The organism is Aliirhizobium wenxiniae (assembly GCF_014201355.1).
Taxonomy (GTDB): Bacteria; Pseudomonadota; Alphaproteobacteria; order Rhizobiales; family Rhizobiaceae; genus Neorhizobium; species Neorhizobium wenxiniae.
This window is the reverse complement of record NZ_JACHEG010000004.1, coordinates 110,224-135,903: the sequence shown is the minus strand read 5'-3', so window position 1 is coordinate 135,903 and position 25,680 is coordinate 110,224. Positions and strand designations below refer to the sequence as shown.

Below are 25,680 nucleotides of genomic sequence, written 5' to 3'. Positions count from 1 at the left end.
CAAATTATGAAATTTCAATTTCACAATTGTTGGCATGAAACCTGCTTCTCTTTACTCGACTGGGCAAAAGTCCAGCACGGATTAAAAAAGAGGGAACGGTATGACAAAAACATCATTGAGGAACTGGCGTGACAGGGGACTTTTGAAGACCCTGCAAACGGCAACGATACTCGGCGTGGCTTTTGCGGCCACTGCGAGCTCGGCATTTGCTGCCGGGACGCTCCGGATTGGCATGACGGCATCCGACATTCCCCTGACCACCGGTCAGACGGACCAGGGCGGCGAAGGCCAGCGCTTCATGGGATACACGGTCTACAATTCGCTGATTGAGTGGGACCTCAGCAAAGCCGACAAGCCCTCCGTGCTGATCCCCAGCCTCGCGACGTCCTGGACCGTCGACCCGGCCGACCAGACCAAATGGACATTCAAGCTGCGTGACGGCGTGAAATTCCATGACGGAAGCGTCTTCAATGCCGATGCAGTCGTCTGGAACCTCGACAAGCTCCTGAAGACCGACGCCCCGCAATTCGACCAGCGCCAGTCGGCACAGGGTAAGTCGCGCATTCCCGCGGTTGCCAGCTACAAGGCGATCGACCCAACGACCGTCGAGATCGTCACCAAGTCTCCCGACGCCACCTTGCCCTATCAGATCAGCTGGATCCTGATGTCCTCGCCAGCAAACTGGGAAGCCCAGGGCAAGAGCTGGGACAAGGTCGCCCAGCATCCGTCCGGCACCGGCCCGTGGAAAATGGAAAGCGGGTTTACCCCGCGCGAGCGTGCCGAACTGACCCCCAACAAGGACTATTGGGACGCAACCCGTATGCCGAAGCTCGACAAGCTGGTGCTGATCCCCCTGCCGGAGCCGAATACACGCGTTGCAGCTCTGCGCTCCGGCCAGGTCGACTGGATCGAAGCCCCGGCACCGGATTCCGTCAAATCGTTGAAGGATGCCGGCTTTGCCATCGTTACCAACGCCTATCCGCACAACTGGACCTGGCATCTGTCCCGCGTCGAAGGCTCTCCGTGGAATGATGTCCGCGTCCGCAAGGCCGCAAACCTCGCGGTCGACCGCGATGGCCTGAACGAGCTGCTCGGCGGCCTGTCCATTCCCGCCCAGGGCTATCTTCCGCCCGGCCACCAGTGGTTCGGAAAGCCCGACTTCAAACTCGAATACAATGTCGAGGAAGCCAAGAAGCTGATGGCGGAAGCGGGCTACGGTCCGGACAAGCCGATCACCACCAAGGTCGTCATCTCGTCCTCCGGTTCGGGCCAGATGCTGCCGCTCGCGATGAACGAATATATCCAGCAGACGCTCGCCGAGATCGGCATCAATGTCGAATACGAGGTGATGGACTGGAACACGGTCATCAATGTCTGGCGTGCAGGCGCCAAGGATGCCAGCGCCAAGGGCGCGACGGCTGTCAACTACAGCTACTTCATCCAGGACCCCTTCACCGCGCTCATCCGCCAGTCGCAGTGCAACCTCGCACCGCCGAACGGCACCAACTGGGGTTATTACTGTGACCCGGAAATGGATGCCCTGTTCAACAAGGTGCGCACCACCTTCGATGCCGCCGAACAGGACAAGGTGCTGCAGCAGGTCCACGAGAAATATGTCAACGAGGCGCTGTTCCTGATGGTGACGCATGACGTCAACCCGCGGGCCATGACCACCAAGGTCAAGGGTTTCGTGCAGGCGCAGAACTGGTTCCAGGATTTCTCGCCGATCACCGTCGATCCCTGATGCCCAACGCCCGGATCGTGCCCTTCAGGGCGCGATCCCCCCTCGTTCAAGTTTTCCGGAGAAGCTCATGCTCGTCTACGCCTTGAAACGGCTTCTGCATGTCATACCCGTCGCGATCGGGGTCAGCATCGTCTGCTTCATGCTCATCCATATCGCCCCGGGCGACCCGCTCGCCGCCATTCTGCCGACAGATGCCTCGCTAGAATTGCAGGCGCAGATGCGCTCCTTCTATGGTCTCGACCAGCCGCTTCCGTTGCAATACGCGCTCTGGGCCTGGCATGCCCTGCGAGGCGATCTCGGCACCTCGATTGCCACCGGTCGCCCGGTACTGGCCGAAATTCTCAGCGCCTCGGTCAACTCGATCATCCTCGCAGTTGCCGCCACTCTAATCGGCTTCACTTTCGGTTCGATCCTAGGGTTCATCGCCGGCGTCTTCCGTGGGGGCTGGATCGACCGCATCGCCTCCGGCCTTGCCATGCTCGGTGTCAGCGTGCCGCATTACTGGCTTGGCATGGTTCTCGTCATCGCTTTTTCCGTTTCGCTCGGCTGGCTTCCATCGATGGGCGGTGGTCCCGGCGGCTCGGATGGGCGAAGCTTCAGCTGGGATTATATCCAGTATCTCATCCTGCCGGCCGTCACCATGTCGGTTATCCCGATGGGCATCATCGCCCGCACCATCCGCTCGCTGGTGGCAGACATCCTGTCGCAGGATTTCGTTCAGGCGCTGGCTGCCAAAGGGCTGATGACGAAACACGTGATGCGCCACGTGATCCGAAATGCGGCGCCGACGGCGATTTCCGTCATGGGCCTGCAGCTCGGTTATCTTCTCGGCGGTTCAATCCTGATCGAGACGGTCTTTTCCTGGCCCGGCACCGGCTCTCTTCTGAACGGCGCGATCTTCACCCGCGACCTGCCGATCCTGCAAGGCACGATCCTGGTGCTCGCGATGTTCTTCGTTTTCGTCAATCTCGTCGTCGACGTGCTGCAAAGCGCAATCGATCCGCGCATCCAGAGGAGCTGAGCATGGCCGCCATCACAGCCGACATCGTGCCTGCACCGATTGCCGTGCCGAGATCCCCCGGTTTCTGGAGCGGCGTCCTTCACCGTCTCTGTCGCGATCCGGTGGCGCTTGCGGCACTCGCCGTCCTCATCGTCATCGTCGCGATCGCTATCCTCGCCCCCTATATTGCCCCTTACGATCCGACCAAGGGCAGCGTCATCCGAAGATTGAAACCGATCGGTACCGAAGGCTACTTCCTCGGTACCGACGAACTCGGCCGCGATATGCTTTCCCGCCTGATATATGGCGCCCGCCTGTCGCTCATCATGGGCGTCGTACCTGTACCGATCGCCTTCGTCATCGGCTCGATCATCGGCATCGTCGCCGGTTATGCCGGTGGCCTCACCAATACGCTGATCATGCGCACGGTCGATGTATTCTACGCCTTCCCCTCGGTTCTGCTTGCGGTCGCGCTTTCCGGCGCGCTCGGTTCTGGCCTGACAAATGCACTCGTCTCGCTCACCGTCGTCTTCATCCCGCAGATCGCCCGTGTTGCCGAAAGCGTCACCACTCAAATCCGCAGCCTCGACTATGTTGATGCAGCGCGTGCTTCTGGCGCCCCGGCATTCACGATCATCCGCGTCCATGTTCTCGGTAACGTGCTCGGGCCGATCTTCGTCTTCGCCACCAGCCTGATCTCGGTGTCGATGATCCTTGCTTCCGGCCTCTCCTTTCTCGGCCTCGGCGTGCGCCCGCCGGATGCCGAGTGGGGGCTGATGCTGAACACGCTGCGGACTGCCATCTACAACAACCCGGCAGTTGCCGCCCTTCCCGGCGTGATGATCTTCGTCACCTCGATATGCTTCAATCTTTTCTCGGACGGCCTGCGCCAGGCAATGGATGTGAAGTCATGAGAACAGTCGCGGAAACCACCATTCCCGAACTTCCGCTCGGCGAACGCGGCGGCCCGGCCCAGCCGCTGATTTCTGCGCGAGGCCTGATCAAGCATTTCCCGGTCAAGGGTTCAGGCTTCCTGCAACCGAAGAAGGTCGTGCGCGCCGTAGATGGCGTCGATTTCGACATATTGAAAGGCGAAACGCTCGGCGTCGTTGGTGAAAGCGGCTGCGGCAAGTCCACCACAGCCCGGCTTCTGATGCAGCTCATCATCCCCGATCAGGGCGACATCCTGTTCGATGGCGAAACGGTCGGCGGCGCGCTGCCGCTTGCCCAGTACCGGCGACAGGTGCAGATGGTGTTTCAGGACAGTTACGCCTCGCTCAATCCGCGCCTGACGATTGAGGAGTCCATCGCATTCGCCCCCCGCGTCCATGGCGTGCCTCAGGCCAAGGCGATCGCCCGCGCCCATGACCTGCTCCACCGCGTCGGCCTCGAACCCGTGCGTTTTGCCGGCCGTTATCCGCATGAACTCTCCGGCGGCCAGAGGCAACGCGTCAACATCGCCCGCGCGCTGGCGCTCGAGCCGCGTCTCGTCATCCTCGACGAAGCCGTTTCGGCGCTCGACAAGTCGGTCGAAGCGCAGGTCCTGAACCTGCTTCTCGATCTCAAGCGCGATTTCGGTCTCACCTACCTGTTCATCAGCCACGATCTCAATGTCGTGCGCTTCATGTGCGACCGGGTGATGGTCATGTATCTCGGCAAGGTCGCCGAGGTCGGCACGCGTGAGGCGATCTACGAAAACACAAAACACCCCTATTCAGCCGCCCTCCTCGCCTCCATGCCGAAGATGGACCCGGCGGAGCGCACCGAAGAGCCCCCGCTTTCCGGCGACCCGCCGAACCCGATCGACCCGCCATCGGGTTGTCGGTTCCACACCCGGTGCAGCATGGCGGAAGGCGTCTGTTCCGCCACGCCCCCTCCCCTTGCGGTCGTATCGAGTGAACAGCGGGCCGCCTGCCTGATGTCGGTTCCCGGTTCCGGCCACAGCCACGCGCCAAAACCTGCAGCCGAACTGATGGAGGCCTGAGATGAACGAAGAGCAGACAGTCATCGATATCCGCGACCTCTCCGTCACTTTTCACCGTGGTCGCAAACCGGTGAAGGCGGTCAATGGTGTCAGCCTGTCGGTCGAGGCTGGCGAGGTGGTGGCGCTTCTCGGCGAATCCGGCTCGGGCAAGAGCGTCACCATGCGCTCCCTGCTTCGCCTGCATCCGAAGGGCACGGATGTCACCGGAAGCATGACCGTTTCCGGTCGCGATGTGATGGGGCTTTCGACACGCGAACTCGGCCAATTGCGCGGTGCCACTGTCTCCATGGTCTTTCAGGAGCCGCGTCTCGCGCTCGATCCGGTCTACACGATTGGCCAGCAGATCGAGGAGACCATCATGCGGCACGAGAAGGTGTCGCGGCAGGCAGCGTCCGAACGGGCACTCGCACTCTTCCAGAAGGTGCGTATCCCGTCACCCGAACGACGGCTGAAGAACTACCCGCATGAAATGTCGGGCGGCATGCTGCAGCGGTCGATGATCGCCATGGCGCTTGCCTGCAATCCAAAGGTCCTTCTCGCCGACGAGCCGACGACCGCGCTCGATGCGACGGTTCAGATCCAGATTCTGCTACTGATCCGCGAGTTGCAGAAGGAATACGGCCTTTCTGTCATTTTCGTCACCCACGATATCGGCGTCGCGGCCGAAGTGGCGGACCGCATCGCCGTCATGTATGCCGGCCGGATCGTCGAGGAAGGCAGGGTCGGCGATATCATCCGTGATCCGAAACATCCCTATACCAAGGGCCTTCTCGGCGCCCGTGTCGAACTCGCGCATGGCCGCGACCGGCTCGTGACGATCCCCGGTTCGCCACCCGATCTTGCTGCCATGCCGCCCGGCTGTGCGTTTGCGCCCCGCTGCGGCCAGGCCTCGGACATATGCCTCAGGGATGTGCCGCCCTTGAAGCCGATCGGAGAGACGGGCAATATCGCCTGCATTCAATATGCCTGAACTGAAGCACAATAAAAAACGCGATGACAAAGGGAGGCAGTCGTGTGGTCGTGCACGGCTCAAGACATGACGCATATCACCCTGATAAACCCGAATACATCAACGGCCACCACGGCCATGATGACCGATATCGCACGCAAATATCTGCCTGCGGAGGCCACCATCGAGGGTATCACGGCGGCCAATGGCGTGCCGATGATCCTTGATGAGGAGCAGCTTGGCGCAGCCACTGACAGCGTCATGGAAATGGGGCTCGCCAAATCAGGCAAGTCGGATGGATTGATCATCAGCGCCTTCGGCGACCCAGGGCTCGAACTGCTGAGAGAGATTTGCGATATTCCGGTGGTCGGCATATGCGAAGCGAGCATGCTGGAAGCCTCGCTCGGTGGGCGACGTTTCGGCATCGCGACAGTGACGCCGGATCTTGTCGGAAGCTTTGCCGGAAAAGCCGATGCATTGGGCCTGGCCCCGTTCTTCACCGGCACACGGCTGACGACAGGCAATCCGATCGCGCTTGCCTCTGATCCTCAGCGCCTGCATGCGGCACTGGCCGTCGCGGTGCGCGAGTGCTTCGAAAAGGACGGCGCAGAAGCCGTAATCATCGGCGGCGGCCCACTCGGACAGGCAGCTGACGACCTGCAGCACCTTTTATCCGCACCGGTCATCGCGCCGATCCGTTCAGCCGTCGAACTGCTTCTATCCCGCCTCGCTGCGCCTCCTGCGAAGAAAAGGATCGCACGGTGACAGGCACCTCTTCGAACGATCGGCGGAATACATTTCCTGTTGCAAGAGCGACAACTCCACGCGACATTCCGCCCGCAGATGACATGGCGGAGTTTCCCGTGACCAAGGACAGGTCGTTCCTCTATCGCGTAAGGCAGGCCTTGCCAGATCTTCGCCCCGCCGAAAAGCGGCTCGGTGAATTCGTCTGCGATTTTCCGGGCGAACTCGCGAGCTATTCCGCCCAGGAATTGGCGGCCTTGGCACATGTTTCCAAGGCGACCGTCACTCGTTTCATCCAGCACCTGGGTTACGAAACCTACGAGGAAGCCCGCCGCCACGCACGCGCAGAAAAGCAGACCGGCTCGCGTCTATTCCTGGCGACCGCGACGGATGTGTCGTCTGCGCAGTCCATGCAGGCGCATGTGGCACAAAGCATCGCCAATCTGGAAGCGACGTTTCTCTCCATTTCCGATAGTCAGATTAACGCCGCAAGCGGCGCGATGATGGCTGCGCGCAAAGTCTGGGTTATCGGCTTTCGCAGCAGCCATCCATTCGCGTCTTATCTGCAGTGGCAATTGACGCAAGTGATCGAAGATATCGTCGCCATTCCCGCGGCCGGCCAGACATTAGGCGAGCATTTCGTCAGCCTTAGGGAGGACGATGTCGTGGTCTTCTTCGCCCTGCGCCGGCGAACCGCACAGACCGATGCCATTCTCACCCAGGTTCGCAAATCGAAGGCCAAGCTTCTCTATATTACCGATGAGGGCGCACCATTCGACACGCGGGCGACATGGCACATGCAGTGCCAGACATTCGCGCCCGGCCCCCTGTTCAATCACACGGCCCTGATGGCATTGTGCCATCTGCTGATCACCCGATGCCTCGAAAAGGCAGGCCGCGAGGGCAGCAAGCGCTTAAGAAACATCGAAGCGCTGAATGAAAGCCTTGAAGAACTCTGAGCTGTATTGAACGCGATCTGCAAAGGCAGCGGTCGCAAGTTGATGTGTTTCTGACATAGGATCACCACCGTCAAAGTGGACAGCTACGAGATCGGTGCGCAGGCAGAAAAATCCTGCGTTTTGGCGATACTCCCGAGTTTTGTTTTCGATTGCATATGTTATCGATAACATCTATGTCAACGTCAAAGAAGCTTATGAACCGGGAGGAATTTCTGATGTCGTTTCCGCTGTTCGATCTGACGGGTAAAACCGCGCTGATCACCGGCTCCAGCCAGGGTATCGGCCTGGCTCTCGCGCGCGGCCTTGCAGAGCACGGCGCTACAGTCATTCTCAACGGCCGCGATGAGGCGAAACTGGCTGATGCACAAAAACAGCTTTCCGCCGATGGCTTTACGGCCCTTGCCGTCGCCTTCGATGCGACGGACCAGGCCTCGGTTGCGGCAGGCATCGACAGGATCGAAGCAGAGATCGGTGCGATCGACATCCTCATCAACAATGCCGGCATGCAGTATCGTTCGCCGCTGGAAGACTTTCCGGCCGACAAATGGCAGCAGCTTCTGACCACCAATATTTCCAGCGTGTTTTATGTCGGTCAGGCCGTTGCTCGTCACATGATCACACGCGGTCACGGCAAGATCATCAACATCGCCTCGGTGCAGAGCGAACTCGCCCGTCCGGGCATTGCGCCCTACACGGCAACCAAGGGCGCGGTGAAAAACCTCACCAAGGGCATGTCCACCGACTGGGCCAGGCACGGCTTGCAGGTCAACGCCATTGCACCCGGCTATTTCAAGACGCCGCTCAACCAGGCGCTGGTCGACAATCCGGAATTTTCCGCATGGCTGGAAAAGCGCACGCCGGCTGCCCGCTGGGGCAATGTCGACGAACTGGTCGGCGCGGCCGTTTTTCTGTCCGGCAAGGGCTCCTCTTTCGTGAATGGACACACGCTTTATGTCGACGGCGGCATCACCATCAGCCTTTGAGGCAAAAGCCTTCCAGCGCCCCATCATCGTGATGGGTGTTGCCGGCTGCGGCAAGAGTTCGCTTGGCACCCGTCTGGCGGAAGCGCTCTCCCTCCCCTATCGGGAAGGCGACGATCTTCACCCCCAGGCGAACATCGTCAAGATGTCGGCGGGTACGCCGCTCAACGATGATGATCGCTGGCCCTGGCTCGATCGCATCGGTGAGATCCTCACCGATCACGCGACAAGCGGCATCGTTCTGACATGCTCGTCACTGAAGAAAGCGTATCGCGACCGTTTGCGCACGGCGGCAGGCGGAAAGCTTGCCTTCGTGTTTCTGGATGGTAGCAGAGCCCTGCTGACCCAGCGCATGGGCAGCCGCGAAGGCCACTTCATGCCGACCAGCCTTCTGGAAAGCCAGCTCGCAACACTGGAGAGGCCTGATGAGGAAGCTGGTGTCGTCGTCGTCAATATCGACAACACGCCGGAGAGGATCACCGATCTGGCGATCGAGGGGCTGAAGAGGCTTGTATAGCCTAAAAACAACAAAGCCGGCTCCACCGGACGGCGGAGCCGTCATTTTAGGCCGACGGCGCCACACGAGCATAAGCGCCTAGAATAAAGCGCTCGGCACGCAGCAGATAAGCTTCCAGCTTTTCAGCCGCGGCCACCGAGCGGCCAGCTTCAAGTTCCAGCAGTATTTCGCCATTCTGATCAATGAATGGGCCGTGCAGAAACTCGGGATCCTGGAGCAGGCCGAAGACGAGGCGCAGTTCCAGCGAAATATGCGCATAAAAACTTGATAGGCGCGGGCTGTCCGCAAGCTCGACGATCGCCGAGTGGAACGAGATGTCGGCACTCCCGACGCCGAGCCAGTTTCCTGCCTCGCGGCAAAGATGCGCATCATCCACCGCCAGCCGCATGCGCTGCATACCCGGATGGCGCGGATGCGCCTGCGCCAGCGCAGGACATTCGATGAAGCGCCGCACACGATAGATGTCTATGATGGTCGACATGCTCGGCGTGGAAACGAAGACGCCGCGATTTGCTTCGTAACGCAGCAATCCTTCCTTCGTCAGGATACGGAAGACTTCACGCAGCGTGTTTCGCGAAACCTGAAGCTCCTCGCAAAGCACCATTTCAGAAAGGTGACTTCCAGGCGTGAGCGTGCCCGAAATGACCTTTTCGCGAATGCGCTCGGCGACCGTTTCGGCCAGCGTCTGCACAGGCTCCGTCACTCGCGATCCTGTCGCGTTGCTGCCGCCAAGGTTTGAGTATCCGGTTTCATCACCTTGCGGTTTACGTGCAGCCAAGCCTTACCCCTTCGCTTCGGACGAGCTTTTCATTTTCGGTAATGCGCTTCCAAGCCACTCACAAGCAAAATGAACTGAAGGCAGAGGCGGAAAGCGAACTTATCCGTGCAGAATCCATCTTCTGCGCAAATATTGAGCAATTGACCATTTGTAGAGCAATACACAAAAATTGTTCAACACTCTGGACAGTATTGTTCGCCTTTGTTAGCGTTTAGTCAACTTATCAGGACGGACGGAGTTTCATGCTGACCATCGACATCAACAGTGACTTGGGCGAGAGCTTCGGAGCCTGGAAGATGGGCGATGATTCCGCCATGCTCGATATCGTCAGCAGCGCCAATGTAGCCTGCGGTTTTCATGCGGGCGACCCGGCCGGTATTCTCAAGACAGTGAAGGCAGCAGCCGAGCGCGGCGTCGCCATCGGCGCCCATGTCGGTTATCGCGACCTTGCCGGTTTCGGCCGCCGCAACATGGACCCGACGAGCGAAGAACTGATCGGCGACGTGATCTACCAGATCGGCGCGCTTCAGGGTCTCGCCAAGGCCGCCGGCACCCGCGTCACCTATGTGAAGCCGCATGGCGCGCTCTACAACACGATCGCCATTGACGCCCGCCAGGCCAGGGATGTCATTGATGCCATTCTGGCCGTCGATCCGTCGCTGGTGCTGATGGCGCTTGCCGGCTCGCAGCTTGTCGAACAGGCCCGCACCGCCGGCCTGACTGTCGTCGCAGAAGCCTTTGCCGACCGTGCCTATACGCCGGAAGGCAATCTCGTATCGCGTCGTGAAAAGGGTTCCGTCCTGCACGATCCCGACCTGATTGCCGAACGCATGGTGCGTATGGTCAAGGAAGGCGTGATCGAGGCGATCGACGGCACGCTCACCAAGGTCGATGCGCAATCGATCTGCGTGCACGGCGACAGCGAAGGCGCCGTTGCCATGGCCAAGCGCCTGCGCGAAAAATTCGAGCAGTCCGGCCTGACCATCCGATCCTTTACCGCGGTTGCCTGAACCATCATGCAGTCCGTCGCCCTCACCTCCTCCCGAGACACATCAATGCGCATCCTGCCGGTGCGTGGCGATTGTATTCTCGTGGAACTGGCCGATCTCGGTGAGGCGCTGGCGCTTTTCGACGCGCTGGAAAACAATCCGGTCGAAGGCATTACCGAAATCATTCCGGCGGCACGCACGCTGCTCGTCTCCTTCGATCCTTACACGATCTCCGACGACGCATTGATCGATGCAGTCACTGCTCTGGCCGGTGGCGAACGCAAGGCCGCATCCGGTGCGCTGGTCGAGATTCCGGTTCGTTATGACGGCGAGGATCTGGCCGAAGTTGCCGGCATTCTCGGCATCAGCGTCGAAGACGTCATTCGCCTGCATGGCGAGAGCGATTATGTCGCCGCCTTCACCGGTTTTGCACCCGGTTTTGCCTATCTCTCGGGCGGCGATCCGCGCCTTACCGTGCCGCGCCGTAAGTCTCCGCGCACGAAAGTTCCGGCCGGTGCTGTCGGTCTCGCCGGTGAATTCAGCGGCATCTATCCGAAAACCAGCCCGGGCGGATGGCAGCTGATCGGCACGACGCCGCTCGCGATGTTCGATATCGACCGCACGCCGGCCTCACTTTTGCAGCCGGGCAGCCGCATCAAATTCCGTGACATGGCAAAGGGTGCGGCCTACGAGATCAAGGCGTCGAACACGTTCACCGACAGACCCGTGACGGCCACCTCGAAAAATGCCGCTTCGGCAATCGAGATCATCTCCGTCGGCCTGCCGGTCGTTTTTCAGGATTTGGGCCGCGCCGGACAGGCCAGCCAGGGCATCAGCGTTTCCGGCGCCGCCGACCGGGCAGGTTTCAAGGCCGCCAACCGTCTTGTCGGCAATGCGGCCAACACCCCGGCGCTTGAGATCGCCCTCGGCGGCGTCACCTTTCGCATGCGCGGACAAGGCGTCATGGCCGTGACGGGCGCCACGACACCGATCAGCATTGCCGACGCCAACGGCACAAAAAATTCAGCCGCGCATCACAGCGCAATCGCGCTGGATGACGGCGATGTGGTGTCTCTCGGCGCGCCGACAGCCGGCATGCGTTCCTATCTTGCCCTGCGCGGCGGTTTCGATGTCGCGCCAGTTCTCGGCAGCGCCGCCACCGATACGCTGGCGCAGATTGGCCCCGCAGCCCTTGTTGCCGGCGATACCATCGCCATTCTGCCCGCTTCGGCAAACGCACTCGTATCATCGGAAGAACCGGCCTTTGCCATGCCGGGCGCCGACGAAACGGTCGTGCTGGATGTGGTCATGGGCCCGCGCACCGACTGGTTCACCGACGCCGCCGTCGCAAGCTTCTTGAGCCAGGAATGGTCGGTCACACCGCAATCCAGCCGTGTCGGCATCCGCCTGTCGGGTGATGCGCTGGAACGCGCCAACCACGGCGAACTGCCGAGTGAGGCAACCGTGCGCGGAGCGCTGCAGGTTCCGGCCAGCGGCCAGCCCGTGCTGTTCCTTGCCGATCATCCGCTGACCGGCGGTTATCCGGTCATCGCCAATGTTGCCGGCCATCATCTCGATCTCGCCGGCCAGATACCTGTCGGCGCAAAAATCCGCTTCAACGCGGTCAGCCGTTTCGCGCCCCGTTTCATTCCAGGAAAATGCCCATGAAGAAGGTTCTGATAGCAAACCGCGGCGAGATCGCGGTGCGGATCATCCGGGCCTGCAAGGATTACGGCCTGACCTCGGTCGCCGTTTACGCCGATGCCGATGCCGACGCGCTGTTCGTGAGGCTAGCCGACGAGGCCTATGCGCTGAACGGCGTGACGCCTAAGGACAGCTATCTCGATATCGACAAGCTGATCGCCATTGCCAAGCGGTCAGGTGCCGATGCCGTGCATCCCGGTTATGGTTTTCTCTCGGAACGCAGCGAGTTTGCGCAGGCTGTCATCGATGCCGGGCTCATCTGGATCGGTCCCGATCCTGATGTCATCGAGGCGCTCGGTGACAAGCTGAATGCCCGCGCAATTGCCCAGAAGGTTGGCGCGCCTCTGGTTGCCGGCTCGGATGGTGCGATTTCCTCGCCCGCCGAGGCGCTGGCTTTCGCAAAGAAATTCGGCCTCCCGATCGCCATCAAGGCGGCGCACGGTGGTGGTGGTCGCGGCTTGAAGATCGCCCGCGAACTCGGTGAAGTCGAAGAACTGTTTTCATCGGCCACGCGTGAAGCGGTGGCCGCCTTTGGTCGCGGTGAATGTTATGTCGAGCAATTTCTCGACCGCCCGCGGCATATCGAGGCGCAGGTGCTGGCGGACCGTCTCGGCAATGTTCTGGTGGTGGGAACCCGCGATTGCTCTTTGCAGCGTCGCAACCAGAAACTTGTCGAGGAAGCACCTGCTCCTTTCCTCTCCGATGAACAGCGCGAAAAGATTCACTCCGCTGCGCGCGACATCTGCGCGGAAGCCGGGTACACCGGCGCGGGCACGGTGGAATTCCTGCTCAGCGCCGATGGCGTGATTTCCTTCCTCGAGGTCAATACCCGCCTGCAGGTGGAACACCCGGTGACGGAAGAGACGACCGGTCTCGATCTCGTCATCGAACAGTTCCGCATCGCCGAAGGTTTGGCCGTCAGCGTGACGGCAATGCTGGAACCGCGCGGCCATGCGATCGAATTCCGCATCAACATGGAGGATCCCGGCCGTGGCTTTTTGCCGTCCGCCGGTGATATTTCCAAATTCGCTGCGCCTTCCGGCCCCGGTGTGCGTCTGGATTCCGGCGTCGTCACCGGCTCGACCATTCCGCCGATGTTCGACTCGCTCTCGGCCAAGCTGATCGTCTGGGGCGCCAACCGCGAGCAGGCGATCGCCCGCGCCCGCCGCGCGCTGGATGAATTTGTCATCGAAGGTGTGCCGTCCGTGCTGCCCTTCCATCGCGCCGTCATCGCGCATGACGATTTCGCCAGGGATTTTCGTGTTCACACCCGCTGGATCGAAACCGATTTTGCCGAAACGCTGGAGGCTGCAAGCCGTCCTGTCACGGCAGCGAGCGCCGGCCTTCTGCGCGGCCATGTCGAGATCGACGGAAAGCGCGTGGAAATCGGCATTCCGGATGCATTTTTGCGCCTGCTTGGCCCGCTTTCATCGGCCTCCAACAGTGACACGAAAAGCGAAAAGAACGATGCCGGAGCGGTAACCGCACCCGTGCCCGGCCTTCTCGTTCACTGGAATGTTTCCGATGGCGCACTTGTCGAAAAAGGTGAAGTTCTGGCAATGATGGACGTGATGAAGATGGAAACGGCGGTCACAGCACCGGTTTCCGGCACCATCAGCATCCTAGCCGAAGCCGGTTCCTCCCAGACCGCCGGCGCCATCATCGCCCGCATCGCCAGCGACAAAAACTCAACGACCGAACAGACCAAGCCGGAGACACGGACATGAGCGCAACCAACAAACCGCTTCTGTCGGTCGAAAATCTCAGCGTCGAATTCGGTTCCAGCCGCGTTGTCGACGACCTGTCGTTCACGGTCGAGGCCGGCAAGACGGTGGCCGTTGTCGGTGAATCCGGTTCGGGCAAGTCGGTCACCTCGCTGTCGACCATGCGGCTTGCCGACATGATGGGCGCAAAATACGCGACCGGCCGCATCCTGTTCAACGACAAGGACCTGCTGAAGGCCAGCCAGAAAGAGATGCGGTCGATCCGTGGCAAGGAGATCGCCATGATCTTCCAGGAGCCGATGACCTCGCTCAACCCGGTTTTCACCATTGGCGACCAGATCTGCGAAGTTCTGATGCTGCACGAAAAGCTCGGCAAGTCCGCGGCCATGGCGGAAGCCCAGCGCCTGCTCGACATGGTGCGCCTGCCGGACTCCGGCCAGCTTCTGCACCGTTTCCCCCACCAGCTTTCCGGCGGCATGCGCCAGCGTGTGATGATCGCCATGGCGCTTGCCTGTCGCCCCAAACTGCTGATCGCCGACGAGCCGACCACCGCCCTCGATGTCACCATTCAGGCGCAGATCCTCAACATCATGCGCGACCTGCAGAAGACGCTCGGCATGGGCATGGTATTCATCACCCATGACATGGGCGTGGTTGCCGAAATGGCCGACCATGTCGTCGTCATGTGGAAGGGCAAGAAGGTCGAGGAAGGTCCGGTCAACGAGATTTTCGCCAACCCGCAGCATCCCTATACCCGCACGCTTCTTTCCGCTGTGCCGAAACTTGGCAGCATGACCGGCGAAGAGTTTCCGAAGCGCATGCCGCTGACCGTTCTTCAGGATGGCGAGCCGACCGTGGTCGGTGAAGAGCGTGTGCAGAACACTGCCAAATACGACGAAAAACCGCTTCTGTCGGTCAAGGATCTGCTGGTCCGCTTCGATATCAAGAAGAACCTTTTCGGCAAGGCGACGCATCGTTGCAGTGCCGTGCAGAACGTGAGCTTCGACATCCATCCGGGTGAGACGCTGGCGCTGGTGGGCGAGTCCGGCTCTGGCAAGTCCACGATCGGACGCACCATCCAGCAGCTGCAATCTTCCATGGGCGGCGAGATTGCATTCAACGGCCGCACCTATTCGTCCATGTCGGCGGCCGAGCGTTTTCGTATGCGCCAGGAAGTCCAGTATATCTTTCAGGACCCCTTTGCCTCGCTCGATCCGCGCAAGACGGTCGGTTTTTCCATCGCCGAGCCGATCAACACCCACGGCCTGATCAACGACGGCAAGGCAGTCCAGCGCCGCGTCGATGAACTCTTGGAGCGCGTCGGCCTGCCGTCTTCGGTTGCCTCGCGTTATCCGCACGAGTTTTCCGGCGGCCAGCGCCAGCGTGTCTGCATCGCCCGCGCGCTCGCTTCGGACCCGAAGCTGATCATCGCCGACGAGGCGCTGTCGGCGCTCGACGTGTCCATTCAGGCGCAGATCATCAATCTGTTCATGGACCTGCAGGCTGAGCGCGGCTTGGCCTATCTGTTCATCAGCCACGACATGGCCGTTGTCGAAAAGATGAGCCACCGTGTCGCCGTGCTCTATCTCGGCCAGATCATGGAAATGGGCTCGCGCCAACAAGTGTTCGAAAACCCGAGCCATGACTATACCCGCCGCCTTCTCTCCGCCGTTCCGGTTGCCGATCCGACGGCACCGCGCAACACGGCGCTGATCGAGGGCGAAATTCCGAACCCCGTCCGTCGCGTCGGCGACGAGCCGGCCATCCTTTCCCACGAGGAAATCAATCCGGGACATTTCATCGCAAAAAGCGCCTGAGGAAACCCGGATCATAAACCGCGACACAATCGCAAAGCATCTGAAGAGGAAACAGGTAATGACAACGTTCAAAAGGGGACTGGCGTCGGCCTTCGTGGCTTTCGCTCTCGCCGGCACCGCACTTTCCGCCGCACCAGCCTTTGCCGCCGGCAAGATGACCATCTCGTCGCCGCAGGATCCGGGCAGCTGGGATCCGATCGACACGTTCCTCGTTCAGTGGGCAGCCGTTGCCACCAACATCTTTGACGGCCTCACCTATCGCGGTCCGGACCTGAAGCTCGTACCGGGCCTTGCCGAAAGCTGGGAAGAACTGGACGAAGGTAAGCGCATCCGCTTCAAGCTTCGTCAGGGCGTGAAATTCCACAATGGCGAAGACTTCAACGCCGCAGCGGTCAAGTTCACCTTCGAGCGCCTTCTCGGCGAACAGGGTGCCAAGGGTCCGCAGCGTTCCAACTACATCGCCATCGATAGCGTCGAGGTCATCGACGACTACACGGTCGACATGAAGCTGAAGGCACCGGATCCGGTCCTCTTGACCAAGCTCGCCGGTTATGGCGCGATGATTGTTCCGCCGAAATACATCACGGAAAAGGGTGAGGACAATTTCAACCTCAACCCGGTCGGCACTGGTCCGTTCAAGTTCGTCGCCTACCAGCCGAAGGTCAACATCAAGCTGGAAGCCAATCCGGATTACTGGGGTGGCGCGCCGAAGCTTTCCGAGCTGGAATATCGCTTCATCGCCGAGCCGGCGACCGCTGTTGCCGAACTGCAGGCCGGCCGCGTCGATCTCGTGATCCCGCCGACCATTCCGATCGGCATGCTGCCGGTCATCCAGGGCGACGACAAGCTCGAGATCGTTTCCGTTCCCGGCCCGACCGTCGACGCGCTGCGCTTCAACACCCGCGACGGCATCACCGCCGATCCGAAGGTGCGCAAGGCGATCATCATGGCAGTCGACCGCGCCACGATCGTCAAGTCGATCCTCGCGGGCCAGGCCTCCGAGATCACCAGCTTCCAGAGCGCGCTTTCCTTCGGCTTCGATCCGGACCTGAAGGCGATCCCCTATGATCCGGCTGGTGCCAAGAAGCTGCTGGCGGAAGCCGGCGTGAAGGCTGGTGCAACGCTGCAGATCGACATTCGCGGCAATGACGCGACGATGAACGAAGTTGCACAGGTCATTTCCAGCTATCTGTCGATGGTCGGCATCACCGCCACGATCAAGCCTTACGAAACCAACGTTCTGCTGAACGACATCATCCCGCAGGGCAAGACCGGCGCGATGTTCCAGCAGAAATGGGGCGGCTGGACCTTCGATTACGACAACACGGCGTATTCGATGTACCATTCGGGTGAAAAGTGGAACCCCTACGACAAGGACGAGAAGCTGGACAAGCTGCTGGAATCCCAGCGTCCGCTGACCGACCGTGCCGAGCGCGAAAAGATCCTCAAGGAAGTCGGTGCCTATGCATCCGAACGCGCGCTGGAACTGCCGCTCTACAACACCAACGCCATCTTCGGCATCAACAAGCGGGTCAAGGGCTTCATCGCCCCCCCGGACAACCGCATGAAGCTGACCGACGTTACCGTCGAATAGTTTTCGCGGCGACTTTTCCGTCAAATCGCTTCGCCCGCCTTGCGGGCGAAGCTGGACTTCTCTTTTAGGAACTAGAACTTGGCCGGTTTCCTCATCAAGCGACTGCTACAGGCGATCTTCGTCGTTATCGCCATCACACTCGTCGTCTCTTTCGCCATTCGCCTGACCGGTGATCCGGCAGTGACGATGTTTCAGGGCGGCGGCAGCATGACGGAGGACGACCTTGCGCGCATTCGTGCAGCGCTCGGAACCGACCAGCCGTTCTTCGTGCAATATCTCAACTTTCTCAAGGGGCTGGTCACGCTCGATTTCGGCCGCAGCTTTTCCGGCGGCACATCGGTCTCGCTGCTGATCGGCCATGCCTTGCCGGCAACGCTGCTTCTCGCCTTCATCTCGATGTTCGTGTCGATCGCGCTGTCGATCCCGCTCGGCATCAAGGCCGCCACCTCGCGTGGCAAGGCTGCCGACCAGGCGATCCGTATCTTCTCGCTGATCGGCCTCTCCTTCCCGAATTTCTGGCTGGCAACCATGCTCGTCCTGCTGTTTGCCATCACGCTCGGCTGGCTGCCGCCAAGCGGCATGTCGGGCTGGGCAAGCTATGTCATGCCGGCCGTCACCATGGGTGTCATCCTGACCGCGACCAATGTCCGCCTCGTGCGCACCTCGATGCTGGAAACCCTGCAATCACAGTACATCATGGTCGCCCGCGCCAAGGGGCTTTCCGAAAACAAGGTTCTCTACAAGCACGCGCTGCGCAACTGCGCCATTCCGCTGATCACCTATTTTGGCCTGCAGTTCGGCGGCCTGCTCGGCGGCATCGTCGTCATCGAGCGCGTCTTCAACTGGCCGGGCATGGGTACGCTTGCCTTCGACGCCGTCGGCGCTCGCGACTTCCCGGTGCTTCAGGCCGTCATCACCGTACTTTCGCTGATGATCGTCGGCATCAACCTTCTGGTCGACATCGCCTATGGCCTCGTCGACCCGCGCATCCGGACGGAGTAACCGACCATGGCTTCCAAAACCTCCCGCCTGTCGCGCTTCGCGAACCTGGAATTCATTCTCGGCATTTCGCTGACTGTCATCATCTGCCTTGCCGTCCTGTTCTCCGACGTCTTGTTTCCCGGCGGTGCAGACAAGATCGACCTGATGGCGCGTCTGGCAAAGCCGTTTGCTTCAGCCGCGCATCCGTTCGGCACCGATCCGCTTGGGCGTGACGTGCTGGCCCGTGTCGTTGCCGGCGGCAAAATTTCGCTTCTGGTCGGTTTCACCTCGGTCATCGGCGCCGTCATCTTCGGTGTGGTGGTCGGCCTGATCGCCGGTTATTACCGTGGCTTCTGGGATATGCTGGTCATGCGCTTTGCCGACCTGCAGCTCGCCATGCCGTTCATCCTGCTGGCTATCACCTTCATCGCCATCGTCGGCGGTAGCCTCACCAACACGATCATTCTGCTGATCGTGTCGCAATGGGTGCAATATGCCCGCCTCGTGCGCGGCTCCGTCCTGACGTTGCGTGAGCGCGAATTCATCCTCTCGGCGCGTGCGATCGGTGTGAAGGACTGGCGCATCATCTTCCAGCACCTGCTGCCGAACCTGATCGGCCCGGTAATCGTGTTGATGACGCTCAATGTCGCCAACAATATCCTGCTGGAAAGCAGCCTGACCTTCCTCGGCCTCGGCGTCGATCCGACCATCCCGAGCTGGGGCGGCATGCTGGCCGACGGCCGCACCTATCTGCAGACCGCATGGTGGGTCAGCGTCTTCCCGGGTCTCGCCATCCTCTTGACCGTGCTCGGCCTCAACCTGCTCGGCGACTGGCTGCGCGACAGCCTCGACCCGACCGGCCGCACCTCCAGATAAACTTTTCGATACATAGCAAGGCATGACACCATGACCACGATCTTCGAGACTTCAATCGAGCGTACTCTTGAAACTCTGGTCATGGGAGCCAAGCCGGACCTGTCATTCGAAGCCTGGACATTCGACGACACGAAAAGCCGCCGCGAAGCCGAACAGGCGCTGAAGGACAAGGGCATCACCGCCCGCATCCGCAGCGCCTACAAGCCGCTTCTCTTCACCTTCCTTGAAGAAATCGACCTTGCCGGCGTCACCGCCATCCAAGTGCGTTATCCGGTGCATTCCAATGCCCCGGCCAACCGTTTTCGCCTCGAAGCCTACCCGCTGGCATCGCTTGTCGGTGACGCAAAGATCGACTTCATCGCCCGCGAGGACGGCGAATTCTTTTATGATGTAACGCTGACCCGCAACGGCCAGACCGAAACGCTGAAAGTGCTCGTGCCGAACCGCGTGCATGAAGATGTTGTTGGTGAAACCAATGTCTCGCCAACCGGCTGGTATCGCGCAGAAGGCGATGCGACGGGCAAGCTTCTGGAGACGGATTACGAGCACCTGTTCCATGGCGCGATCGACGCTGTGGCCGGTTATGACTGGGGTTCGACAGAACCCTATTTCGAAGAGCTGAACATCCGCGTTTCGCATCCGGCTGAAGACATGGAACTGCCGGTCGGCGATGAGGTGGTGAGCCTGCGCGAAGCGCTGCACGAAGATTTTTACTTCTCGCTGCTCGAATTTTTCCAGAAGAAGTCCGGCCGTCCGCTCGGCGACCGTGGCCTGAAGCCGGGCCAGATCGTACCCGAGATCGTCAAAAGCACTGGCGAAATCAGCATTCGCGTCGAAACCCGTCCGCTGACGACCGGTTTCCTCGATGGCAAGGAACAGGCAATCGATACTGCGACCGAACCACCGGCAGCCAGCCAAATGGCAAAGCTGCTGGCGGAAATCGGCGGCGAAGAGTTTTCCGCCAATTCCCGCTCCGGCCGCGTTCTTTCCGCACGCTACGTCAAGGGCAGCGACGCCGCCGTGATGATCAGCGGCGGCCAGCACTCCAACGAGACGACCGGCATCGTCGGCGCCATTCGTGCGGCCCGTACGCTGAAAGAACGCGCCAATGCGCATTTCACCATTTCGCCTCTGGAAAACCCCGATGGTTATGCACTGCACCAGCGCCTGCGCGTCGACAATCCACGCCACATGCACCACGCCGCCCGTTACACCGCTCTGGGTGACGACCTCGAATATCGTACGCGCGAAAATTCCGGCGAGCACCTGAACGAAAAGGCCATCCGGTTCGCGGCGCAGGAGATCAGCGGCGCAAAGCTGCATGTGAACCTGCACGGCTACCCGTCACATGAATGGACGCGCCCGCTTTCCGGTTACGTGCCGCGCAATTTCGCCATGTGGACGCTGCCAAAAGGCTTTTTCCTAGTCATGCGCCACCATGCCGGCTGGACCGAGCAGGCCGAAGCCATGCTCGACCACGTCACCCGCCACCTTGGCTCTATTCCGGGCATTCTGGACTATAACAACCGCCAGATCGCGCTTTACGAAACCCATGCCGGCGAGACCGGCTTCCGCATCATCAACGGTTTCCCCTGCCTGTCCTCGATCGACGACCGCCACACCGTGCCTTTGACGCTGATCACCGAATATCCGGATGAAACGATCTACGGCGACGATTTCATCACCGGCCACACAGCGCAGATGGAAACGGTGATTTCCGCGTATGATTCCTGGCAGATGCTGCAATCGAAGGCTTCTGTCTGACAAAACAAGCAGGAGGCCTGACCGGCCTCCTGATGCCAATGCAGCAGCATTATCAGGTCGTCTAGTTAGCCGACCTGCACCATATGCCCCGCTGACACTTCCCTATATTCCCGCTTCGGCGGCTCATAACCCATTGCCCGCACCGGGCTTTTCAGCTCGTCGTTGGAAATGCCACGGCGAATGCCGCGGCGCGACGGATCGGGCACCGGCACTGCCGACATCAGCTTTTTCGTATAGGGATGCTGCGGATTGTCGAAGACCGCCGCACGCGGCCCGATTTCGACGATCTCGCCAAGATACATCACCGCCACACGATGGCTGACCCGCTCGACCACCGCCATGTCATGACTGATGAAGAGGAAGGCGAGGTTGAGGCTCTGCTGCAGATCGAGAAGCAGGTTGCAGACCTGCGCCTTGATAGACACGTCGAGCGCCGAGACACTCTCGTCGGCAACGATCACCTTCGGATCGAGCGCAAGCGCGCGGGCAATGGCGATACGCTGGCGCTGGCCACCGGAGAATTCATGCGGATAACGGCTCGCCATGTCAGCGGAAAGGCCGACCTTTTCGAGCAGATCAGCCGTCTTTTCCTTCGCCTCTTTCGCCGTCCCCAGACGGTGCTTGATGAAGGGTTCCGAAATAGCCGTCCCCACCGTCATGCGCGGATTGAGCGAGGAAAACGGATCCTGGAAGATCATCTGCACCGACTTTCGCATCTGCCGCAGGCCCATCGTGTCGAGCCGCATGACGTCGTAGCCGTCGAGCGCGACCTCGCCTCCTGTCGGCTCGACAAGGCGCATGATCGAGCGGCCGGTCGTCGACTTGCCGCAGCCGGATTCGCCGACCAGTGATAGCGTCTCGCCCTGGAAGAGATCGAAGGAGACGTTCTCCACGGCATGCACGGCCCCCGTCTGGCGCGACCACAGACCCGAGCGGATCGCGAAGCGGGTGACGAGGTTCTTCACCTCCAGAACCGGCCGCTTGGAAAGCACGACTGTATCGGCCACTTCCACAGGTTCGGCCGGCTTGCCCGTTTCGGCATCGAGAACCGGAAACCGTGTCGGCCAATCATGGCCCTGCATCGAGCCAAGCTTCGGCACCGCCGAAAGAAGCGCCCGCGTATAGGGGTGCTTGCCCCGGTGAAAAATCTCTTCCGTCGGGCCGGTCTCCACCTCGTCGCCGCGGAACATGACGATGGTGCGGTCGGCAATTTCGGCAACGACGCCCATGTCGTGGGTGATGAAGAGCACGGACATGCCCTCCTCTTCCTGCAGAACCTTGATCAGGTCGAGGATCTGCCCCTGGATGGTCACGTCGAGCGCGGTCGTGGGTTCGTCGGCAATCAGAAGCTTCGGGCGGGAGGCGAGCGCCATGGCGATCATCACGCGCTGGCGCATGCCGCCGGAAAACTGGTGCGGATATTCGTCGAAACGACCGGCGGCGTTCGGGATGCGCACCTTTTCGAGAAGCCGGATGGTTTCCGCACGCGCTTCGGTCTTGGACATCGCCTTGTGGCGGATCAGCACTTCGGAGATCTGCCGGCCGATGGTGAAGATCGGGTTGAGCGAGGTCATCGGCTCCTGGAAGATCATCGAGACCTCGTTACCGCGCACCGCCCGCATCTCCTTTTCGGAGAGCGCGAGAAGATTGCGGCCGTTCAGCATGACCTCGCCTTCGATGCGGCTGGTGGCGGGCGCCAGCAGCCGCATCAGCGACAAGGAGGTCACGGATTTGCCGGAACCACTTTCGCCGACGATGGCGACGGTTTCGCCCGGCGCGACATCGAAGGACATGTTGCGCACAACACTCTTCCATTGGCCATCGACCAGAAAGGAGGTCGATAGGTTCCTGACAGACAGGACGGGCTTGGTCATGGTGTCATCGTCCTATCGCATAGGCCTGCATCAGGCGCGGGGTTGCAGCGGCACGCAGCAGGCCATCGGCATCACGACGGGCAGCCGTCAGACGACCTACCGACCAGGCCTCTGCGACCTTCACCTTGTGACCCCGGCGGCGAAGCTCTTCGAGCGTTGCCTCGCCGATCGTGCTTTCGACCATGATTTCGCCCGGCGAGCTGGTGCGCGGATAGAAGGACCCCGGAAAATGCGAGGTGTGGAACAGCGGCATGTCGATCGCCGCCTGCAAATTCTTGCCGTGATGGGCGTAACGCAGGAAAAACGGCAGCTGCCACTGGTCCTGCTGATCGCCGCCCGGCGTGCCGAAGACCATCGAGGGCTTGCCCTGATGCAGTGCCAGCGAGGGCGTGAGCGTCGTGCGCGGACGCTTGCCCGGTGCAAGCGAGGTCGGCAGGCCGTCCTTCAACCAAAACATCTGTGCGCGGGAATTGAGCGCAAAACCGAGACCCGGCACGATCGGCGAGGACTGCAGCCAGCCGCCTGATGGGGTGGTCGAAACCATATTGCCCCAGCGGTCGATGACGTCGATATGGACGGTATCGCCGCGCTTTTCGGTCAGGTGAGACATGGTCGGTTCATAGACCGTACCCGTGCCACTCATCTCTGCCAGCATCGCCATCGTCGCGTCGACCTGGCGCTCGTAGCCCGGCACCGTGCCGGGGCGAAGCTCGAGCGAGGCCGTCGATCCGATCAGCTTGCGGCGCTCAGCATTATAGCCTTCCGACAGGAGATATTCGGTCGGGATCTGGCCGAATTCCGGGTCGCCGTAATAGACCTCGCGGTCGGCATAAGCGAGCTTCATCGCCTCGACGATCGTGTGGACGAAATCCGGGCCGGACGGGTCCATGGCGGCAAGGTCGAAACCCTTCAGCAATGCGAGCGACTGAAGAAGTACAGGCCCCTGCCCCCAGGCCGGCGTCTTGGCGATCGTCCAGTCCTGATAATCCAGCGTCTGCGGCGCTTCGACGGTGGCGCTCCAGTTCGCCATGTCCTCAGCGGTCAAGACACCCTTGTGCTTGGAGCCACTCGCATCCATGACTTCGGCGGTCTTGAGGTAGGTATCGATCGTTTCCGCAACGAAGCCGCGATAGAAGGCGTCACGCGCCGCCTCAACCTGATTTTCGCGACCAGTCCTGGCTTCCGCTTCGGTGATGATGCGCTTGTAGGTCTCGGCAAGAACCGGGTTCCTGAAATTGGCATGCGCTTCGGGTGCAGAACCACCCGGCAGCCAGGTCTCGTAGGAGGTCGGCCATTCCTTTTTGAAGAATTCGGCGAGACCCTTGATCGTGTTCGATACGCGCGGCAGCGTCGGGTGGCCGTATTCGGCATAGTAGATCGCCGGCTCCAGCACTTCGCGGACGCTCATCGTGCCGTAGTCGCGCAGCATCAGCATCCAGCCATCGAAGGCGCCGGGGATAACGGTGGCGAGCAACCCGTCGCCGGGGATCAGTTTCAGGCCCTCGGACGTATAATGCTCGATCGTGGCATCCGCCGGTGCCGGTCCTTGCGCGCAGATGACTTCCACCTTGTCGGTCTTCTTGGAATAAAAGACGGCCGGCATGTCGCCGCCCGGACCGCAAAGATGCGGCTCGACGATCTGCAGAACGAAGCCGGTGGCGACCGCCGCGTCAAAGGCATTGCCGCCCTTTTCGAGGATGGCCATGCCGACGGCGGACGCGATCCAATGCGTCGAGGTGACGACGCCGAAGGTGCCGAGGATTTCGGGGCGAGTGGTAAAATCGGACATTCTTGGAATTCCCTATGAGATTTCAGGCTTCGCCCAGTCTTAGGCTTCACGAGGATCGAGTGCGTCGCGCAGGCCGTCGCCAAGCAGATTGAACCCGATGACGACGAGGAAGATTGCGATACCGGGCCACATGGTCATCCACGGTGCCTGGCTCAGAAAGTTCTTGGCGGTATTGAGCATCGAACCCCAGCTCGGCGCTGGTGCCTGCTGGCCCAGTCCGAGGAAGGAAAGGCTCGCTTCCGCAATGATCGCGGTCGCCACCGTCAGGGTCGCCTGGACGATGATCGGCGCAAAGACATTGGGCAGGATGTAGCGGGTCATGATGTCGAAATGGTTCAGGCCTATCGAACGGGCGCCCTCGACATAGTCCTCCGTCTTGACCGCAAGCACCTGGCCGCGGGTCAACCGCACGAAGATCGGCATGGCCGAAAGACCGATGGCGATCATCGCATTGGTCAAGCTAGGGCCGAGAAAGGCGGCAAGCGCGATCGCCATAATCAGGAAGGGCATGGCGAGCAGAGCCTCGGTGACGCGTGAAATCACCATGTCGACCCAGCCACCGAAATAACCGGCGATCAGGCCAAAGGGCACGCCGATCACCACGGCGATCAGAACCGAGACGACGCCGGCCATCAGCGAGGCCTGCGCGCCATAGATCATCCGCGAGAGGATGTCGCGGCCGAGATCGTCTGTGCCGAGCCAATGGGCGGCCGACGGTGCCTTGCGGATCGCCCCCCAGCTTGTGGCGATCGGATCGGCAATCGGCAGGATCGGAGCCGTAACGGCGAGAATGGCAAAGAACAGCACGATGATCAGGCCGGCAAGCGCCGACCTGTTGCGCTTCATCTTCTTCCAGGCGCGGCTCTGCTGTCGCTTGGCCGGAACGGGAATGGTCGAATTGATGGCGGTCATA

Annotated in this window: 21 protein-coding genes; 17 read left to right on the top strand and 4 right to left on the bottom strand. The window is 60.8% G+C overall.

Annotated elements, in window-relative coordinates; genetic code table 11:
* Positions 1–100 precede the first annotated feature (100 nt).
* From HNQ72_RS18235 to HNQ72_RS18195, 9 genes are all read left to right on the top strand, one after another.
* Positions 101–1,744, top strand: a complete 1,644-nt coding sequence (locus HNQ72_RS18235) for an ABC transporter substrate-binding protein (RefSeq protein WP_183993960.1) — start codon at positions 101–103, stop codon at positions 1,742–1,744.
* 67 nt (positions 1,745–1,811) lie between these two features.
* Positions 1,812–2,765 (top strand): ABC transporter permease, encoded by a 954-nt coding sequence (locus tag HNQ72_RS18230; RefSeq protein ID WP_183993958.1) that lies wholly within the window; start codon positions 1,812–1,814, stop codon positions 2,763–2,765.
* Positions 2,766–2,767: 2 nt separating this feature from the next.
* On the top strand, positions 2,768–3,658 hold the full coding sequence (locus tag HNQ72_RS18225; RefSeq protein WP_183993956.1) for an ABC transporter permease: 891 nt from the start codon (positions 2,768–2,770) through the stop codon (positions 3,656–3,658).
* Positions 3,655–4,728 carry an ABC transporter ATP-binding protein gene (locus HNQ72_RS18220; protein WP_183993954.1) on the top strand — a complete coding sequence of 358 codons (1,074 nt, stop codon included), beginning with the start codon at positions 3,655–3,657 and terminating at the stop codon, positions 4,726–4,728. The genes HNQ72_RS18225 and HNQ72_RS18220 overlap by 4 nt, the downstream gene beginning before the upstream one ends.
* Before the next feature lies 1 nt (position 4,729).
* Positions 4,730–5,698: an ABC transporter ATP-binding protein gene (locus HNQ72_RS18215; RefSeq protein WP_183993952.1), complete on the top strand. Its 969-nt coding sequence runs from the start codon at positions 4,730–4,732 to the stop codon at positions 5,696–5,698.
* Positions 5,699–5,764: 66 nt separating this feature from the next.
* On the top strand, positions 5,765–6,442 hold the full coding sequence (locus HNQ72_RS18210) for an aspartate/glutamate racemase family protein (RefSeq protein ID WP_183993950.1): 678 nt from the start codon (positions 5,765–5,767) through the stop codon (positions 6,440–6,442).
* A 98-nt stretch (positions 6,443–6,540) separates the two neighbouring features.
* On the top strand, positions 6,541–7,380 hold the full coding sequence (locus tag HNQ72_RS18205; RefSeq protein ID WP_244654447.1) for a MurR/RpiR family transcriptional regulator: 840 nt from the start codon (positions 6,541–6,543) through the stop codon (positions 7,378–7,380).
* 215 nt (positions 7,381–7,595) lie between these two features.
* Positions 7,596–8,363, top strand: a complete 768-nt coding sequence (locus HNQ72_RS18200) for an SDR family oxidoreductase (RefSeq protein ID WP_183993946.1) — start codon at positions 7,596–7,598, stop codon at positions 8,361–8,363.
* Positions 8,332–8,877 carry a gluconokinase gene (locus tag HNQ72_RS18195; protein ID WP_183993944.1) on the top strand — a complete coding sequence of 182 codons (546 nt, stop codon included), beginning with the start codon at positions 8,332–8,334 and terminating at the stop codon, positions 8,875–8,877. The genes HNQ72_RS18200 and HNQ72_RS18195 overlap by 32 nt, the downstream gene beginning before the upstream one ends.
* Before the next feature lie 46 nt (positions 8,878–8,923).
* On the opposite strand, the gene HNQ72_RS18190 is transcribed toward HNQ72_RS18195, so the two are convergent.
* Complete coding sequence (locus HNQ72_RS18190; RefSeq protein WP_183993942.1) at positions 8,924–9,580, bottom strand: GntR family transcriptional regulator; 657 nt, start codon at positions 9,578–9,580, stop codon at positions 8,924–8,926.
* A 317-nt stretch (positions 9,581–9,897) separates the two neighbouring features.
* Between HNQ72_RS18190 and HNQ72_RS18185 the strand changes: the two genes are divergently transcribed.
* The 8 genes from HNQ72_RS18185 (at position 9,898) to HNQ72_RS18150 (ending at position 21,104) form a co-directional block, all read left to right on the top strand.
* Positions 9,898–10,665 (top strand): LamB/YcsF family protein, encoded by a 768-nt coding sequence (locus tag HNQ72_RS18185; protein WP_183993940.1) that lies wholly within the window; start codon positions 9,898–9,900, stop codon positions 10,663–10,665.
* A gap of 45 nt (positions 10,666–10,710) precedes the next feature.
* Positions 10,711–12,312, top strand: coding sequence for a 5-oxoprolinase subunit PxpB (gene pxpB, locus HNQ72_RS18180; protein ID WP_183993938.1), 1,602 nt, complete (start codon positions 10,711–10,713; stop codon positions 12,310–12,312).
* Positions 12,309–14,075, top strand: a complete 1,767-nt coding sequence (locus HNQ72_RS18175) for an acetyl/propionyl/methylcrotonyl-CoA carboxylase subunit alpha (RefSeq protein ID WP_183993936.1) — start codon at positions 12,309–12,311, stop codon at positions 14,073–14,075. The genes pxpB and HNQ72_RS18175 overlap by 4 nt, the downstream gene beginning before the upstream one ends.
* Positions 14,072–15,889, top strand: a complete 1,818-nt coding sequence (locus tag HNQ72_RS18170; RefSeq protein ID WP_183993934.1) for an ABC transporter ATP-binding protein — start codon at positions 14,072–14,074, stop codon at positions 15,887–15,889. Before HNQ72_RS18175 ends, HNQ72_RS18170 begins: the two co-directional genes overlap by 4 nt.
* A gap of 58 nt (positions 15,890–15,947) precedes the next feature.
* Positions 15,948–17,483 carry an ABC transporter substrate-binding protein gene (locus HNQ72_RS18165; RefSeq protein WP_183993932.1) on the top strand — a complete coding sequence of 512 codons (1,536 nt, stop codon included), beginning with the start codon at positions 15,948–15,950 and terminating at the stop codon, positions 17,481–17,483.
* A gap of 78 nt (positions 17,484–17,561) precedes the next feature.
* Positions 17,562–18,485, top strand: a complete 924-nt coding sequence (locus tag HNQ72_RS18160; protein ID WP_183993930.1) for an ABC transporter permease — start codon at positions 17,562–17,564, stop codon at positions 18,483–18,485.
* 6 nt (positions 18,486–18,491) lie between these two features.
* A complete protein-coding gene (locus HNQ72_RS18155; RefSeq protein WP_183993928.1) occupies positions 18,492–19,340 on the top strand; it encodes an ABC transporter permease in 849 nt (282 codons plus the stop codon).
* 30 nt (positions 19,341–19,370) lie between these two features.
* Positions 19,371–21,104 carry a M14 family metallopeptidase gene (locus HNQ72_RS18150; RefSeq protein WP_183993926.1) on the top strand — a complete coding sequence of 578 codons (1,734 nt, stop codon included), beginning with the start codon at positions 19,371–19,373 and terminating at the stop codon, positions 21,102–21,104.
* Positions 21,105–21,169: 65 nt separating this feature from the next.
* Here HNQ72_RS18150 and HNQ72_RS18145 read toward each other — a convergent pair whose 3' ends face one another.
* Genes HNQ72_RS18145 through HNQ72_RS18135 form a run of 3 tightly spaced genes read right to left on the bottom strand, consistent with a single transcriptional unit; the run spans position 21,170 to position 25,679 of the window.
* Positions 21,170–22,978 (bottom strand): ABC transporter ATP-binding protein, encoded by a 1,809-nt coding sequence (locus tag HNQ72_RS18145; RefSeq protein ID WP_183993924.1) that lies wholly within the window; start codon positions 22,976–22,978, stop codon positions 21,170–21,172.
* Between the two features lie 4 nt (positions 22,979–22,982).
* Positions 22,983–24,767, bottom strand: coding sequence for a gamma-glutamyltransferase family protein (locus HNQ72_RS18140; RefSeq protein WP_183993922.1), 1,785 nt, complete (start codon positions 24,765–24,767; stop codon positions 22,983–22,985).
* 39 nt (positions 24,768–24,806) lie between these two features.
* On the bottom strand, positions 24,807–25,679 hold the full coding sequence (locus HNQ72_RS18135; protein ID WP_183993920.1) for an ABC transporter permease: 873 nt from the start codon (positions 25,677–25,679) through the stop codon (positions 24,807–24,809).
* Between the last annotated feature and the right edge of the window lies 1 nt (position 25,680).

What these genes read in the sequence shown, in the direction of transcription:
- HNQ72_RS18235 (WP_183993960.1), top strand. Translation starts at nt 101, where the DNA reads ATGACAAAAACATCATTGAGGAACTGGCGTGACAGGGGACTTTTGAAG.
- HNQ72_RS18230 (WP_183993958.1), top strand. Translation starts at nt 1,812, where the DNA reads ATGCTCGTCTACGCCTTGAAACGGCTTCTGCATGTCATACCCGTCGCG.
- HNQ72_RS18225 (WP_183993956.1), top strand. Translation starts at nt 2,768, where the DNA reads ATGGCCGCCATCACAGCCGACATCGTGCCTGCACCGATTGCCGTGCCG.
- HNQ72_RS18220 (WP_183993954.1), top strand. Translation starts at nt 3,655, where the DNA reads ATGAGAACAGTCGCGGAAACCACCATTCCCGAACTTCCGCTCGGCGAA.
- HNQ72_RS18215 (WP_183993952.1), top strand. Translation starts at nt 4,730, where the DNA reads ATGAACGAAGAGCAGACAGTCATCGATATCCGCGACCTCTCCGTCACT.
- HNQ72_RS18210 (WP_183993950.1), top strand. Translation starts at nt 5,765, where the DNA reads ATGACGCATATCACCCTGATAAACCCGAATACATCAACGGCCACCACG.
- HNQ72_RS18200 (WP_183993946.1), top strand. Translation starts at nt 7,596, where the DNA reads ATGTCGTTTCCGCTGTTCGATCTGACGGGTAAAACCGCGCTGATCACC.
- HNQ72_RS18195 (WP_183993944.1), top strand. Translation starts at nt 8,332, where the DNA reads ATGTCGACGGCGGCATCACCATCAGCCTTTGAGGCAAAAGCCTTCCAG.
- HNQ72_RS18185 (WP_183993940.1), top strand. Translation starts at nt 9,898, where the DNA reads ATGCTGACCATCGACATCAACAGTGACTTGGGCGAGAGCTTCGGAGCC.
- pxpB (WP_183993938.1), top strand. Translation starts at nt 10,711, where the DNA reads ATGCGCATCCTGCCGGTGCGTGGCGATTGTATTCTCGTGGAACTGGCC.
- HNQ72_RS18175 (WP_183993936.1), top strand. Translation starts at nt 12,309, where the DNA reads ATGAAGAAGGTTCTGATAGCAAACCGCGGCGAGATCGCGGTGCGGATC.
- HNQ72_RS18170 (WP_183993934.1), top strand. Translation starts at nt 14,072, where the DNA reads ATGAGCGCAACCAACAAACCGCTTCTGTCGGTCGAAAATCTCAGCGTC.
- HNQ72_RS18165 (WP_183993932.1), top strand. Translation starts at nt 15,948, where the DNA reads ATGACAACGTTCAAAAGGGGACTGGCGTCGGCCTTCGTGGCTTTCGCT.
- HNQ72_RS18155 (WP_183993928.1), top strand. Translation starts at nt 18,492, where the DNA reads ATGGCTTCCAAAACCTCCCGCCTGTCGCGCTTCGCGAACCTGGAATTC.
- HNQ72_RS18150 (WP_183993926.1), top strand. Translation starts at nt 19,371, where the DNA reads ATGACCACGATCTTCGAGACTTCAATCGAGCGTACTCTTGAAACTCTG.
- HNQ72_RS18145 (WP_183993924.1), bottom strand. Translation starts at nt 22,978, where the DNA reads ATGACCAAGCCCGTCCTGTCTGTCAGGAACCTATCGACCTCCTTTCTG.
- HNQ72_RS18140 (WP_183993922.1), bottom strand. Translation starts at nt 24,767, where the DNA reads ATGTCCGATTTTACCACTCGCCCCGAAATCCTCGGCACCTTCGGCGTC.
- HNQ72_RS18135 (WP_183993920.1), bottom strand. Translation starts at nt 25,679, where the DNA reads ATGACCGCCATCAATTCGACCATTCCCGTTCCGGCCAAGCGACAGCAG.